The organism is Pseudomonas sp. GD04091, assembly GCF_029836165.1.
Classification (GTDB): Bacteria; Pseudomonadota; Gammaproteobacteria; order Pseudomonadales; family Pseudomonadaceae; genus Aquipseudomonas.
On sequence record NZ_JAOEBG010000004.1, the window covers coordinates 294,415 to 309,390 of the forward strand.

Sequence of the window (14,976 nt, forward strand, 5' to 3'; positions counted from 1 at the left end):
TACATGGCTCGCATCATTGGCGGCCTGGCCGTCTCCCACACCCCGACCATCGGCTTTGCCGTCGATCACGACAAGCAGAAAGAAGCCGCTTGGGCGCCGATCTTCCAGAGCTTCGAACCGATCCGTGCATGGCTGCAGGCGAACCAGCCGGATGTGCTGTTCTACATCTTCAACGACCACGTCACTTCGTTCTTCTTCGATCACTACAGCGCCTTCACCCTGGGTGTCGACGACCAGTACGGCGTGGCCGACGAAGGCGGTAATCCCCGCGACCTGCCACCGGTCGGCGGGCATGCGGCGCTGTCCCGGCACATCGGCCAGAGCCTGATGGCCGACGAGTTCGACATGAGTTTCTTCCGCGACAAACCGCTGGACCACGGTTTCTTCTCGCCGATGTCGGCGCTGCTGCCTTGCAACGAGGGTTGGCCAGTACAGATCGTGCCGTTGCAGGTGGGTGTGCTGCAGTTGCCGATCCCCACGGCACGTCGCTGCTACAACCTGGGCCAGGCCCTGCGCCGGGCCATCGAGAGCTATCCCGAGGACCTCAAGGTAGCCGTCGTCGCCACCGGCGGGGTCTCGCACCAGGTGCACGGCGAGCGCTGCGGCTTCAACAATCCGCAGTGGGACGCCCAGTTCATCGAACTGCTGGTCAATGACCCGCAGCGGCTGACCGAGATGACCCTGGCGGAGTACGCCACCATCGGTGGCATGGAGGGCGCGGAGGTGATCACCTGGCTGATCATGCGCGGTGCGCTGTCGGCCAGCGTCAAGCGCAAGCACCAGAGTTACTACCTGCCATCGATGACCGGCATCGCGACTCTGCTCCTGGAGAACCTCGACCAAGGGCTGCCGGCACCGGTCAATGAACGCCATCGCCAGCACATGCAGCATCAACTGGCCGGGGTCGAGCAGCTCGAAGGCACCTATCCCTACACCCTCGAGCGCAGCGCCCGGGGCTACCGCCTGAACAAGTTCCTGCACCGTTTGATCGAACCGCAGTGGCGTCAGCGCTTTCTGGCCGAGCCCGAGGCGTTGTACCAGGAAGCCGGGCTCAGCGAGCAAGAGTGCGACCTGCTGCGGCGCTGCGACTGGCGCGGGCTGATCCATCACGGCGTGATCTTCTTCGTGCTGGAAAAGCTCGGCGCGGTACTGGGCGTCTCCAACCTGGATATCTATGCCGCGATGCGTGGCCAGAGCATCGAAGACTTCATGAAAACCCGCAACCAGCAAGTGCGTTACTCAGTGGCAGGCAAAGCTAGCCGCTGACCGTTTCGGGGCCGCACTGGCCCCGTAATTCAACACGATCCCCCTACCCCACCAGCGCTCCCTGGCCGCTGGCAGGCAGCGCTTTGCCCAACAAAAAAGAGAAACAACAACAATGACATCTCGCAAACTCTACCCCTTCCTCCCAGGGGTCGCTCTGGCTGCCAGCCTGCCCTTGTCGGCAGGTGCAGAAGGCTTTGTCGAAGACACCAAGGCCAACCTGACCCTGCGCAACTTCTACATGAACCGTAACTACACGGGCAATGCCAACCAGGGTAAGGCCGCGGAATGGACACAGAGCTTCATCCTCGACCTGAAGTCTGGTTTCACCCCCGGCGTCGTCGGCTTCGGCGTGGACGTGCTGGGGCTGTACAGCGTCAAGCTCGACGGCGGCAAAGGCACCGCCGGCACGCAGCTGTTGCCGGTTCACGATGACGGCCGCCCGGCGGATGACTTCGGGCGCACCGCGGTCGCAGCCAAGGTGCGTGTCTCCAGCACCGAACTGAAGGTCGGTGAATGGTCACCTACCCTGCCCATCCTGCGTTCCCACGATGGGCGCTCGCTGCCACAGACTTTCCAGGGCGCCCAGTTCACGTCCAACGAAGTGGCCGGCCTCACCCTGTATGGCGGCCAATTCCGCCAGAACAGCCCGCGCAACGACGCCAGCATGCAGGACATGAGCCTGTTCAACCGCCCGGCGTTCACTTCCGACCGTTTCGACTTCGCCGGTGGCGAGTACCGTTTCAACCAGCAGCACACCCTGCTCGGCCTGTGGCACGCGCGGCTGGAAGACATCTATCAGCAAAGCTATTTGCAGCTCCAGCACCAACTACCCCTCGGCGATTGGGTGCTGAGCGCCAACCTGGGTTACTTCTGGGGCAAGGAAGACGGCAGTGCCAATGCCGGCGAGCTGGACAACCGCACCGCGTCCGGGTTGTTTTCCGCACGACTCGGCGGCCATACCGTCTACTTGGGGTTGCAGAAGGTCATGGGCGAGGATGAGTGGTTCCGGGTCAATGGCGCCAACGGTAGCACGCTGGCCAACGACGCGTTCGGCTCCAGCTACGATAGCGCCAGGGAACGTTCCTGGCAGCTGCGTCATGACTTCAATTTCGTGGTCCTCGGCATTCCCGGCCTGACCCTGATGAACCGCTATATCCACGGCGACAACGTGCATAACGCCAGTACCCAGGATGGTACCGAATGGGGCCGCGAGACCGAGTTGGCGTACGTGGTCCAGTCCGGCCCGCTAAAGTCGCTGAACATCAAATGGCACAACTCCAGCCAGCGCCGCAACTGGGGCAGCACCAATAGCTTCGACGAGAACCGGCTGATCGTGAGCTACCCGATCAACCTGTTGTAAGGCAGCCTATTCGGCGATCACCTGGCGGATGCACGCCATCAGGGCGGCGGCGGCTGGTGAGTGCAGGCAGCCGTTACGGCAGGTCAGGCCAATGGCCCGATCCGTGCCGGGCAATGTCAGTGGCAAGCGTTGCAGCTCGCCGCTGGCGAGCTCGTGGGCCAGTTGATGCTCGGACACCGCTGCCAGCATGTCCGAATGCAGCAACAGGCCACGAATGATCGCCAGGTCCGCGCTTTCGACTACCGGTCGCGGGGCTGACAGGCCGGCTGCGGCGAAACAGGCATCCAGCTGGCGACGTGCCGGAGAGCCAGAGCGTGGCAATACCCAGCGCGCCTGGCGCACACCGGCGAGGGTCCCCTGCCCCTGCCCCTGCCCCTGCCCCTGCAACAACGGATGGCCACGCCGCGCCAGCAGCACGATCTGCTCGGTGATCAACGCCTCCCCGCTCAGGTCGCTGGCGTAATCAGCCGAGCGCAGGGCGCCCAGTACGAAATCCACATCACCGACCCGCAACTCGGTCGCCAGCAAGTCGAACGGGCTTTCGTTGGTGATCACCTGCACCAGGGGATGCGCTGCGGTAAAACGCAGGATCGCTTCGGGCAGGATACGCGAGCGCCCCAGCGGCAGCGCCCCCACATGCACCACGCCCTGCAGGCTGCCATGCATGGCGCTGAGGTCACTGTCGATGTGGCGCAACTCGTTCAGGGCGCGGCGGATCGGGAACAGGATTTCCTGGCTGGCCGGCGTTGGCTGCAGGCCGCGCGGGGTGCGCTCGAACAATGGCTGGCCGCAACCGCCCTCGAGCACCTTGAGGGCCGAACTCACCGCCGGCTGGCTGAGGCCAAAATGGCTGGCCACGGTCTGCATATGGCGGGTTTCGCAGAGTTTGACGAACACTTCCAGCCGGCGCGCCTGAAACAGGTACAGCGGCTCGACGGCCGGGGCGCCCAGTACCCCCGGCACGCTGTCCAGCTCGGCCAGCACCCGCCGCGCCCTGGGTAGCACGCAGTCGCCGTAATCAGTCAGGCGCATACCGTTGGCGTGGCGCTCGAATAATGGGGCAGCCAGGCGCGACTCAAAGTCGGCGATCGCCCGGGTGATCACCGACTGTGCCCGAAACAACAGCTCCGAAGCCCGCGAGACGCTGCCTACCTCGGCTACACGCACGAAGGCACGGACTTGCATCAGGTTGGGCAATTCCTGCTCGCTCATTGGGCACTCCCGACAGTTGGCGCACTATTGTGGCGACTTTGCCCTGTCCGCTGCCACCCAGCAATAAATAAAACGCATACCCGAACCAGGCGAACGCATTAGTCCGTGCAGCTCGCCGATGACATCCTGCGGTTCACCCCTCGCAGGAGCCGAACCCCATGAACGCAGCACAAAAATCCGCCCTGGTGGTCAGCGCCCATTCCGCCGACTTCGTCTGGCGCGCCGGTGGTGCCATCGCGCTCCACGCTGCGCAGGGCTACGCCGTGCACGTGGTCTGCCTGTCCTTTGGTGAGCGGGGCGAGTCTGCCAAGCTGTGGCGCAAAGGCGATATGACCGAGGCCAAGGTCAAGGCCGCACGCCGCGACGAAGCCCTGGCTGCCGCCGAGATCCTCGGGGCCAGCGTCGAGTTCTTCGATATCGGCGACTACCCGATGCGAGCCGATCGCGAAACCCTGTTGCGCCTGGCTGACGTGTACCGCCGGGTGCAGCCTGAGTTCGTCCTCAGCCACTCGCTCAAGGACCCTTACAACTACGACCACCCGCTGGCCATGAACCTGGCCCAGGAAGCGCGCATCATCGCCCAGGCCGAAGGCTACAGGCCGGGTGAGCAGATCGTCGGTGCGCCGCCGGTGTACGCGTTCGAGCCGCACCAGCCGGAGCAGTGCGAATGGCGGCCGGATACCTTCCTCGACATCACCCCGGTGTGGGACAAGAAGTACGCGGCCATCCAGTGCATGGCCGGCCAGGAGCATCTGTGGGAGTACTACACCCGCGTCGCCCTGCAGCGCGGCGTGCAGGCCAAGCGCAACGTCGGTATCACCAGTGCCCGCAGCATCGTCTACGCCGAAGGCCTGCAGAGCGTCTTCCCACGGGTCACGGAGAACCTGGCATGAGCGCGTTGATCGGCAAGACCGGTGTCGTGGTGCGCAACATTTCCCGAGCGCCGCAGGAGGTGGTCCAAGCTCTGGGCCGGCTGGGCGTGGCGACGGTACATGAGGCTCAGGGTCGCAAAGGCTTGCTCGACCATGGCCTGCGCGCGCTCCAGCAAGGCGTCGCCCAGGCCGGCAATGCAGTGACGGTGCTGGTGGCGCCGGGCGACAACTGGATGTTCCATGTCGCCGTCGAGCAGTGCCGTCCGGGGGACCTGTTGGTCGTCGCGCCCAGCTCGCCGTGCTGCGACGGCTACTTCGGCGACCTCTTGGCCACCTCGCTGCAGGCCCGCGGTGTGCGCGCCCTGGTGATCGACGCCGGCGTGCGCGACAGCCAGACCCTGCGCGAGATGGGCTTTGCCGTCTGGTCGCGGGCCATCAATGCGCAAGGCACGGTCAAGGAAGTGCTGGGCTCGGTCAATCTGCCGCTGCTGTGCGCCGGGCAACTGATCAATGCCGGTGACATCATCGTCGCCGACGATGATGGCGTGGTGGTCGTGCGTCATGCCGAAGCGGCAAGCGTCCTGCAAGCGGCTACCCAGCGCGCCGACCTGGAAGAACGCAAACGCCTGCGCCTGGCTGCCGGTGAACTGGGCCTGGACATCTACGAGATGCGCCCGCGCCTGGCCGCCAAGGGACTGCTTTATGTCGACCATCTCACCGACCTGGAGCAGTGAACATGAGCCAGACCCGCATCCCCTGCCTGCTCATGCGTGGCGGCACCTCGAAAGGCGCCTACTTCCTGCGCGACGACCTGCCCGATGACACCGCACAGCGCGATCGCGTGCTGCTGGCGGTGATGGGCTCGCCGGACAAACGCCAGATCGACGGCATCGGCGGTGGCGACTCGCTGACCAGCAAGGTGGCTATCGTACGCCCGTCGCGACGTGCGGATGCCGATGTCGATTACCTGTTCGCCCAGGTCGTGGTGGATGAAGCGCGCGTCGACTACGGGCAGAACTGCGGCAACATCCTGGCCGGCGTCGGGCCGTTCGCCCTCGAACGAGGATTGCTGGCCGCGACGGGCGCGGTCACGCCGGTACGCATCTTCATGGAAAACACCGGTCAGCTCGCCGTTGCCCAGGTGCCCACGCCCAACGGTCAGGTAGAGTATGCCGGCGACACGCGCATCGACGGCGTGCCAGGAACTGGCGCGCCACTGGTGGTGAGCTTCGCCGACATTGCCGGCTCCAGTTGCGGGGCATTGCTGCCAACCGGCAACAGCCGAGACCGGGTCGACGGGCTAGAGGTCACCTGCATCGACAATGGCATGCCAGTGATCCTGCTGCGCGCCGAAGATCTTGGCCTGACAGGCCAGGAAAGCCCCGAGACGCTGGATGCCGATGATGCGCTCAAGGCACGGCTGGAGTCGATTCGGCTGCAGATGGGGCCGCGCATGAACCTGGGCTACGTCAACCAGCGCAACGTGCCGAAGATGTGCCTGGTGTCGGCGCCGTGCCAGGGCGGCACGATCAGCACGCGCTCGTTCATACCGCACCGCTGCCATGCCTCGATTGGCGTGTTCGCTGCGGTAAGCGCAGCCACTGCCTGCCTCATCGAAGGCTCGGTGACACAAGGCCTGGCCATGACCGGGTCGGGTGATCAGCAACGGTTGTCGGTGGAACATCCCAGCGGCGAGTTTTCGGTCGAAGTGCGCATGCGCGCCGGGCAGATCGTGGGGTGTGGCCTGGTTCGCACTGCGCGCCTGCTGTTCGACGGGCATGTGTGCATTGCCGCGATGTCATGAGCGGCCAACTTCTTCGCTTGCTTGCTCATGCCCGATGGGGGTTGCAAGCACCTTGTCAATTCGCTTGCCGTCCATGTCGACGATCTCCAGGCGCCACCCGCACCAGTCCACGCTGTCACCTGTTGACGGCACACGCACCAGCAACAGCATCATCATCCCGCTTATCGTGTGATACCGGCCCTTGTCTTCCTCCGGCACGCTCTTGAGCGCAAGGCGATCTTTCATCTCGGGAATTGGAATGGCGCCATCCAGCAGCCATGAACCATCGGCACGCTGCACTGCCCAGGCGTCGTCCGCGTTATGAGGCATGAACTCACCTGTCACCGCCTCCAGGACGTCTTGCAGCGTCACGAGGCCTTCAATCTCTCCGTACTCATCGATGACAAATGCCATTTGCATATTGCTGGCGCGAAACTGCTCCAGCAACTCCATGCCCGTCAGTGTTTCCGGAACATACACACACGGTTGCAGGTTCGCCGAGTAGTCTGGAAGCTGACCTTTCGCAACGCATGCCAGCGCTTGCTTGGCATGAATGACACCGAGCAGATTATCGAGTTTTCCGTCGCAGACCGGGAAACGCGAATGCTCGGACTCGATCAGGGTCTGCAGGTTCTCTTCGGCCAGACGCTGGACATCGATATAGACGACGTCAGATCGTGGAATCATCAGCGAGCCCAGTTGCCGATCATCCAGCCGAAAAACATTGCGCACCATTTCATGTTGATGCTGTTCAATGACGCCAGACTCTGAACCTTCTTCGAGCATGGCGTGGATTTCCTCTTCCGTTACGCCACTCTGACTGTTCTGTTTGACACCCAGCAGCCGAAGCAATGCATGCGTTGAGACGGTCAGCAGCAGAACGAATGGCCGCGCAGCGAGCGCCAGTATCTGCATCGGTCGCGCAACAAGACGCGCAATGGGCTCCGGATTTATCTGGCCGATACGCTTGGGCACCAGTTCGCCGACCACGATCGAAACGTAGGTGACAACAATCACCACAACGCCCGTCGCGCCGATGCTCGCGGCACCTTCCGGCATATTGAAGGACTGCAACCACTGTGCAAGAGGTTCAGCCAGTACCGCCTCGCCGACAATGCCGCTCAGAATGCCAATGGAGGTGATACCGATCTGAATGGTCGAGAGGAAATGGGTCGGATCTTCACTCAACTTCAGGGCAACGGACGCCGCGCCATCCCCATCGGCGGCAAGTTTCATGAGGCGTGCTTTACGTGCCGTGACCAGTGCGATTTCCGTCATGGCGAAGATACCGTTCAGCACGATAAGACTGATGAGGATCATGATTTCCATTGACCACCTCGAGGATTCGCGGCGTGGCAGGCAAGTACAAGCCTCAATGCCGGCGATGGCCCGGCATTGAGGGGGAAGATGGAGGGATTGGGTGCGGCAGAGATGACACGCTGGCGGGCGTGAGCGATTGAAGACTCAAGACATCGACAATTACCATGCTTGTCCATAAAGAGCCGGTCCAGCCGGATGCTCCTCCAGTATGGGGACAGCTACCGTATAGCAGACTGAAAGCGTCTAAGACTCAGGTCAACCTCCGACAGATTTCATATTGTTGCTGAGCTCCACCCTGCAACTTCTGGTACTTGACCAACGTCAGTTTCATACCTCCCAACCTGAATCAAGCCAGGTGCTGAACAAGTGCTGCCAGAGGCAGGCGCCTTGAAAAGAACACGCTAAGGATGCGCAGTGGCTGCTGCCGATACTGGCTCGAGGAAGATCAGTTCCAGCGGTTGTGCAAGCAGCTCATCCGCCTGCTCGGCAAAATGCTTGAAGTACGGGGTGGCCAGGTGCGTATCCAGCGCCTCCCGGTTGATAAATGCCTCACGCATGTAGAACGTGCCGGGTTCATCGCTACGTTCGAACAGCATGTAATCCAGATTGCCCCGCTCCGTCCGGGTCGGCTCGATCAAGGCCAGCAAAGCCGCCTTCAGCGCTGGCGCTTTACCAGTCTTGGCCTTGAGGATGGCAAGCGAAACTAGGGGTTGGTCAGGTAGGGTCATGGCAGGCTCCTGGTTCACGTGAGTTCATGGCAGACACCGTCTGGCCTGCCATCGGACTGCAATCAGTGTCCCTGAACGTTGCCACGGGAGTAAGCGAGCGCGAGCGTCAACACTTTCACCCCTGCGATGAAAATGCGCGTCACCAAGACTAACGACTCGGTACGCCATTGAGCTCGCCCCGCCGCAGGCTTTGCACGGTGTTGCCCAGCGCATCCCGCATCTGCAGATCGGCGCCTTGGGCCGACAGGGTCTGCAGCAGCGTCTCGCGCTGGAACAGTGCGGCATACATCGCTGCCGTCTGGCCGTTGGCATTGCGCTGATCCAGGTTGCATTGCGCGCCGATCAGGCGCTGGGCGATGCGCAACTCGCCTTTGAAGATCGCCCCCATCAACGCCGTGTTGCCGCGCAGATCCTGGGCGCAGGGATCGGCACCGGCCTCGAGCAACTGGTCCACCGCGCCGCGCTGGCCGTGGTAGGCCGCGAGGATCAGTCCGGTGTAACCCTTGGCATCCTGCACATTCAGGTCGTAGCCGGCCTGGATGAATGTGGCCAGCATGGCTTGGTCACCCCGTCGCGCCGCATCGAAAAAGTAAGCCTGCAGGCGCTGCTCGACAGCGGCGCCCTGCCCTTCGGGCGATTGCAACGCATCGGCTTGGGCAGCCGTCGTCATCAGCCCGACCAGGGCCGCAAGAAGCCATCCACGCATGGTGCCCTCCTCCCGATCAACCGGTTGAAGACGGGCCCGAAGGCCCGTCCCGTGACGCCATCAGTCCTGCAGCTTGGTCGCCAGTTGCTGGACCCGTGCGAGATCGGCCTTGGCCACTTTCGCCAAGCCGGTGCCGTAGTCCTTGTCGGCCTTGTAGAAGAACGACAGCATGATGTAGCGGCTTTGCTCATCCGCGGTCGCCAGCGCCTGGCCCAGGCTGTCGATCAGGTCGGCCTGGTCCTTCTTGCCATACGAGCGGAACAGCTCGCCGGCCTGCTTGAAGTTCTGCTCGCGCTGGATCTTCGCCTGCTGGGTGCTGCCGCTGAGCGGGGTCTGCGCGTAGCGTGCGCTGGCCTGCTCCTCCCGTGGTTGCAGGCGGCTTGGCTGGTAGTTCACGCCACTGCTGGTATGGCCGCCGTTCGCCGCGCCATCCTGATTGATGGTGTTCACTTCGGCACGCGGCCGGTTGACCGGCAGGTTCAGGCCATTGGCGCCAATGCGGTACATCTGGGTGTCGGCATAGGCGAACAGCCGGCCCTGCAACAATCTGTCCTCGGACGGTTCGATGCCTGGGACCAGGTTCGACGGCGCCATGGCCACCTGCTCGGTCTCCTGGAAGAAATTGTCGACGTTGCGATCGAGTACCATCTGGCCGATCTTGCGCTCCGGCACATCGGGCCAGATCTTGGTGGCGTCCAGCGGGTCGAAGTCGAACTTCGCCAGTTCCTCAGGTTTGAGTACCTGGATGTACAGATCCCATTTCGGGAAGTTGCCTTTGTTGATCGCACTCACCAGGTCGTGAGTCATGTGGCTGTAGTCGCGTCCCTGGATCTGCTCGACCTGTTTCGGGTCGAGGTTCTTCTGGCCTTGCAGGCTCTTCCAGTGGAATTTCACGTAGTGCGCTTCGCCCTTGGCGTTGACCAGCTTGTAGGCGTGCACGCCGTTGCCATCCATCTCGCGGTAGCTGGCCGGCGTGCCCTCGTTGGAGTACAGCAGGGTCAGGGTGCGGGTGGCCTCGGGCAGGTGGGAGAAGAAGTCGAAACGGCGCGCGTCATCATCGAGGTTGCTGCGCGGATCGGGCTTGAAGGCATGGACCATGTCCGGGAACTTGATCGCGTCGCGGATGAAGAAGGTCGGGAAGTTGTTGCCGACCAGGTCCCAGTTGCCGTCGGCGGTGTAGAACTTGGTGGCGAAACCACGCGGGTCGCGCAGGGTTTCCGGCGAATGGTTGCCGTGCACCACCGAGGAGAAGCGTACGAACACCGGCGTCTTCTCTGCGGCACGGAACACCTTGGCCATGCTCAGGTCGCTGATATCGGCGCTGGCGGTGAACTGGCCGTGGACACCGGTGCCGCGGGCGTGCACCACGCGCTCGGGGATGCGCTCACGGTCGAAGCGTTGCAGCTTCTGCAGCAACTGTACGTCCTGCAGCAGTACCGAGCCGTTGGGGCCGGCCGTCTGCGAGTTCTGGTTGTCGCCCACTGGCGCGCCGTTGTCGCGGGTCAGGCTGGCGGCCTGCACGGACATCGACAGCAGGCTGGCGGCGAGGCTCGCCGCCACCAGCAGGCGGCCGGGCTGGAACAGGTTCAGGGAAGGGATCATGAAGTACTCCTAATGGCTCTATCAGGCGTCTTAGTGCGCCTTGAAAGGGTAAGGAGCCTGCGGTTGATCGCTAAATTGATCCTACCGATGAGTGCAATTGGTAATTTCAATGCGTTTGTTTATGCATTGATGCTATTACGCGACCTCCGCCGGCCAGCTAGCGCATCGCCATGCGCCGACGGTAGCGGCGTGCACGCACGGCCTCCGTCACCTGCTGCACGACCAGCGCCCACCAAGGGGCGACCTGTGGATTGGGGGCCTTGTCCCGGCTCAGCTTGCGCAGCTGGAACTTGACCACCGCCATGTTCGCCAGCGAGGCCAGCGCCTTGCTCTTCCAACTGATCGGCGGCAGCTCAGGCGCTGTGTGACGGCCGGCTTGCCAGGCACGCGGCAAGGCCGGGTCGATGGCCAGCGCCGTGCCGATCCCGACCATTTCCACCCCGCTCTGGACCACCTGCTCGGCCACCGACTGCCGGCGAATGCCACCGGTGACCATCACCGGCATCTTCGCGACGCTGCGAATGTCGCGGGCGAAGTCGAGGAAATAAGCTTCCCGCGCCAGGGTTCGTCCGTCCCGCGCCTCGCCCTGCATCGCTGGCGCCTCGTAGCTGCCACCCGACAGCTCCACCAGGTCCACGCCAAGCCCGTCGAGCAGACGCACCACCTGTTTGGCGTCGTCGGCACTGAAGCCACCGCGCTGGAAGTCGGCGGAATTGAGCTTGACCGCCACGGCAAAAGCGGGCGAAACCACTGCGCGCACGGCCTTGACGATCTCCAGCAGCAGACGGGCGCGGTTCTCCAGCGAGCCGCCCCACTGGTCGGTACGCTGGTTGCTCAGCGGTGAGAGAAACTGGCTCAGCAGGTAACCATGGGCGGCGTGGATTTCGACTCCGGTAAAGCCGGCCTGTTCGGCCAGCCGCGCGGTATTGGCGAAACGCTGGATCACGTCGGCGATCACCGGCGTGGTCATGGCCTGCGGCGTGGCGAAGTGGCGGGACATCTTGCCAAGGTCCAGCGCCACCGCTGACGGCGCCCAGGTCACCTGGCCAAGGTTGGCGCGCATCTGCCGGCCGGGATGGTTGATCTGCAGCCAGAATTGCGCACCGTTCGAGCGGCCGATGCTCGCCCACTGGCGGAAACGCTCGAGGTGGCGTTCGTCCTCCAGCACAACGCCGCCAGGGCCGGTCATGGCGCGGTTGTCGACCATGACGTTGCCGCTGATGATCAGCCCGGCGCCGCCCTGGGCCCAGGCACGGTAAAGGCGCATGAGGCGATCGGACGGCGCATGCTCGTCATCGGCCATGTTTTCCTCCATGGCGGCCTTGGCGATACGGTTGGCCAGCGTCGAACCATTGGGAAGTGTCAGTGGGGAAAACACGTTCATCAGGGCTGCCTCGGTGGTGATCGTGATCGCACGTTAGCCTTAAAGTTAACTTTAATGTCAAGCCCGCCTAACCGCGCTCGATGCCTTGGTTGATAGCCCTGTCCTTGAACCTGTTGACATTAAAGTTAAGTTGAAAGTTAAGGTGGCTATCAACGCCCTGCCAGGCATGCGCCGGGCGTGATGCCACCTTCTGGAGAACCTCGAACGTGAAACTCGGAACTGCGGCCGCCATGGCCGGTGCATTGCTGACGCCCCTTGCCCCTACCGCCCTGGCCGATGCCAACGGCCTCCCCGACCACGCCGACACCACCGTGATCGACATCGCCGGCCACCCCGTGCCGGTGCTCAAGGGCGGGCTGTACGACCGCTATCGTTCCAACCCTCCGCTGGCGGTGATCCAGGCACAAGCGCCGGATCTGGACCTGAGCTGGTTCAAGGGCCTGGAAAAGACCAAGGTCGACATGGGGTTCGAGTCCTACTCGCCGAACTTCTACTACCGGAACAGCCGCGTGACCGCCGTCTACACGGCCGACATCGACCGCCTGCGCGCGCTCATGCCCGCCCAGGTGCTGGAACAGGTGCAACCCCTGCAGATCTGGCCGGGGCGTGGTCTGGTGGCATTCACCGCCTACACCTATGACTACTGCGACAACGACAGCTACAACGAGATCGCCTTGTCGATCATCACCAACAAGCCCGGCAGCTCGAACCTGGGTCCTGTCACGCTGATCGGGCAGTCGATGTCGAAGGACTTCTGGGGCTACGTGCTCAAGCTACCGGTCAACACCGAGCTTGCCCGGGTCCGTGGCGTGGTGGGCTACAACCTGCCCAAGTGGCTGACGCCGATCGAGCGCCGCGAAGACGCCTCGGCGGTGACCTACGACATCGCCGACGCGCAGAGCGGCCAGGTGGATGTGAGTTTCCGGTCCAAGAAGCTCGCGCAGCTGTCCCATGAAGCCGGGCTGGTGACGAACAGCTTCACCAACCTCGATCACCAAGGGCACCTGGCCTACGGCTATGCCGTTTCACGGCAGACCAGCCACGCCTCAAGCATGAACGGGGATTCGGTACAGCTGGTGCTCGGCAACGGCAGCCTGTCGAGCTACATCCGCTCGCTGCAGTTGGGCAGGCTGGTGAAGTACGAGTACGTGCCGCAGTTCCAGAGCGCGCTGTACGCGCCCAAGCCGTTGGCGGCGCTGACGCCCTGAGGCGATATCCGCAGAGCCCAGGTTGCCTTACTGTCCCGCTGTGCGCTTGATCTTGCCCTGGGCGATCTCTTCGCGCAGGCGTTCCAGCACCCGCTGCGAGTTGTCCGCGCAGGGCATGCCTTCGGGCTTGCTCTCGATACCGTCGATCACCAGCAACAACTGCTCCTTGTTGCGCGCCAGGCGCTCCTGGAGCCGCTCGATCTCCTCGACCTTGCGCTTGAGCCCGTCGAGCAGTTCGTCATGCTGCCAGCCCTTGGCGTTGCTCGGCAGCAACTGGCGGATCTCTTCGAGCGAAAATCCGGCGGCCTGGGCGCTGGTGATCATCTCCAGTACCCACACGGCATCGGTATCGTAGTCGCGGTAGCCATTGGCCTTGCGCTCGACCGAACGAATCAGCCCGCTGGTCTCGTAGAAGCGGATTCGTGACGGCGCCAGGCCGGTGATCCTGGCCAACTCACCTATTCTCATGCGGCACCTTTGAAATCCGATTGACCTTGAAGCGCACTTTAATCCTAGAGTCGTCCGCTGGCCAGGTGCATGCGCATCTGCCCTCTTACGCTGCACACCTCGAACAGGAGAAGCGAAATGGGATACGTCAAAACCCAAGACGGTGTCGAGATCTTCTACAAGGACTGGGGCCCACGCGAAGCACAGGTGATCTTTTTCCACCATGGCTGGCCGCTGAGCGCCGACGACTGGGACGCGCAGATGCTGTTCTTCGTGGCCGAGGGCTATCGCGTGGTCGCCCATGACCGGCGTGGTCATGGCCGCTCCAGCCAGGTCTGGGATGGCCACGACATGGACCACTACGCCGATGACGTGGCCGCCGTGGTCAAGCACCTGGGTGTGCAGGGCGCCATCCATGTGGGGCATTCGACCGGAGGTGGCGAAGTGATCCACTACCTCGCCCGCTACCCCGACGACAAGGCACCCAAGGCCGCCATCATCGCCGCAGTACCGCCATTGATGGTCAAGACCGAAAGCAACCCCGGTGGGCTGGACAAGACGGTGTTCGACAGAATGCAGGCCCAGCTCAAGGCCAATCGCGCGCAATTCTATTACGACGTGCCGGACGGTCCGTTCTACGGCTACAACCGGGAAGGCGCGAAGAAAGATAAGGCGGTAGTCCTCAACTGGTGGCGCCAGGGCATGATGGGATGCGCCCAGGCGCACTACGACGGCATCGTCGCATTCTCCCAGACCGACTTCACCGAAGCGCTGAAGAAGGTCACGATTCCCGTGCTGGTGATGCATGGCGACGATGACCAGATCGTGCCCTACGAGAACTCGGGGCCGCTGTCGGCCAAGCTGCTGCCCAACGGCGTGTTGAAAACCTACAAGGGCTATCCTCACGGCATGCCCACCACCCACGCGGACGTCATCAACAAGGACCTGCTGGACTTCTTCCGCCATTGACCCGTCAACCCGCCCGGGCACTCGGCGACCGTCGCCGGTGCCCGGTGCGTACGCGGCAAGGCTACCTTCATCTGGAATGAACCTGCGTCCCGCCACAGCGCTCATAGCTGTTAGGCAAT

The 14,976-nt window shown here is 63.1% G+C and carries 14 protein-coding genes; 7 read left to right on the forward strand and 7 right to left on the reverse strand.

Features of this window, described 5'->3' with window-relative positions; all coding sequences use genetic code 11:
- The first annotated feature begins 3 nt into the window (after positions 1-3).
- Positions 4-1,266, forward strand: coding sequence for a gallate dioxygenase (locus N7422_RS07935; RefSeq protein ID WP_279806035.1), 1,263 nt, complete (start codon positions 4-6; stop codon positions 1,264-1,266).
- Positions 1,267-1,378: 112 nt separating this feature from the next.
- Positions 1,379-2,626: an OprD family porin gene (locus N7422_RS07940; protein WP_279806036.1), complete on the forward strand. Its 1,248-nt coding sequence runs from the start codon at positions 1,379-1,381 to the stop codon at positions 2,624-2,626.
- 6 nt (positions 2,627-2,632) lie between these two features.
- On the opposite strand, the gene N7422_RS07945 is transcribed toward N7422_RS07940, so the two are convergent.
- Positions 2,633-3,838, reverse strand: a complete 1,206-nt coding sequence (locus tag N7422_RS07945; protein ID WP_279806038.1) for a LysR family transcriptional regulator — start codon at positions 3,836-3,838, stop codon at positions 2,633-2,635.
- 158 nt (positions 3,839-3,996) lie between these two features.
- Here N7422_RS07945 and galB point away from each other — a divergent pair, with 158 nt between their 5' ends.
- From galB to N7422_RS07960, 3 genes are read left to right on the forward strand one after another with little or no spacing between them, the layout of a single operon-like run.
- A complete protein-coding gene (gene galB, locus N7422_RS07950) occupies positions 3,997-4,731 on the forward strand; it encodes a 4-oxalmesaconate hydratase (protein WP_279806039.1) in 735 nt (244 codons plus the stop codon).
- Entirely contained in the window at positions 4,728-5,444 is a 717-nt protein-coding gene (locus tag N7422_RS07955) for a 4-carboxy-4-hydroxy-2-oxoadipate aldolase/oxaloacetate decarboxylase (RefSeq protein ID WP_279806041.1), read from the forward strand. The genes galB and N7422_RS07955 overlap by 4 nt, the downstream gene beginning before the upstream one ends.
- Before the next feature lie 2 nt (positions 5,445-5,446).
- On the forward strand, positions 5,447-6,514 hold the full coding sequence (locus N7422_RS07960; RefSeq protein WP_279806042.1) for a 4-oxalomesaconate tautomerase: 1,068 nt from the start codon (positions 5,447-5,449) through the stop codon (positions 6,512-6,514).
- Here N7422_RS07960 and N7422_RS07965 read toward each other — a convergent pair.
- The 5 genes from N7422_RS07965 to N7422_RS07985 form a co-directional block, all read right to left on the reverse strand.
- Positions 6,509-7,822 carry a hemolysin family protein gene (locus N7422_RS07965; RefSeq protein WP_279806043.1) on the reverse strand — a complete coding sequence of 438 codons (1,314 nt, stop codon included), beginning with the start codon at positions 7,820-7,822 and terminating at the stop codon, positions 6,509-6,511. The two genes, N7422_RS07960 and N7422_RS07965, sit on opposite strands and share 6 nt — an antisense overlap.
- 392 nt (positions 7,823-8,214) lie before the next feature.
- Positions 8,215-8,541, reverse strand: coding sequence for a putative quinol monooxygenase (locus tag N7422_RS07970; RefSeq protein ID WP_279806044.1), 327 nt, complete (start codon positions 8,539-8,541; stop codon positions 8,215-8,217).
- A gap of 148 nt (positions 8,542-8,689) precedes the next feature.
- Entirely contained in the window at positions 8,690-9,247 is a 558-nt protein-coding gene (locus N7422_RS07975) for an ankyrin repeat domain-containing protein (protein WP_279806046.1), read from the reverse strand.
- Positions 9,248-9,307: 60 nt separating this feature from the next.
- Positions 9,308-10,849, reverse strand: a complete 1,542-nt coding sequence (gene katB / locus N7422_RS07980; protein ID WP_279806048.1) for a catalase KatB — start codon at positions 10,847-10,849, stop codon at positions 9,308-9,310.
- Between the two features lie 157 nt (positions 10,850-11,006).
- Positions 11,007-12,233, reverse strand: a complete 1,227-nt coding sequence (locus N7422_RS07985; protein WP_279806049.1) for an NADH:flavin oxidoreductase/NADH oxidase family protein — start codon at positions 12,231-12,233, stop codon at positions 11,007-11,009.
- Between the two features lie 230 nt (positions 12,234-12,463).
- Between N7422_RS07985 and N7422_RS07990 the strand changes: the two genes are divergently transcribed.
- Positions 12,464-13,441 carry an acetoacetate decarboxylase (ADC) gene (locus N7422_RS07990; RefSeq protein ID WP_279806071.1) on the forward strand — a complete coding sequence of 326 codons (978 nt, stop codon included), beginning with the start codon at positions 12,464-12,466 and terminating at the stop codon, positions 13,439-13,441.
- Positions 13,442-13,468: 27 nt separating this feature from the next.
- Here N7422_RS07990 and N7422_RS07995 read toward each other — a convergent pair whose 3' ends face one another.
- The gene (locus N7422_RS07995; protein ID WP_279806050.1) at positions 13,469-13,909 is read right to left on the reverse strand and encodes a MerR family transcriptional regulator; all 441 of its coding nucleotides are present in this window, start codon (positions 13,907-13,909) and stop codon (positions 13,469-13,471) included.
- A 117-nt stretch (positions 13,910-14,026) separates the two neighbouring features.
- Between N7422_RS07995 and N7422_RS08000 the strand changes: the two genes are divergently transcribed.
- Positions 14,027-14,857, forward strand: a complete 831-nt coding sequence (locus tag N7422_RS08000) for an alpha/beta hydrolase (protein ID WP_279806051.1) — start codon at positions 14,027-14,029, stop codon at positions 14,855-14,857.
- Positions 14,858-14,976: the final 119 nt, after the last annotated feature.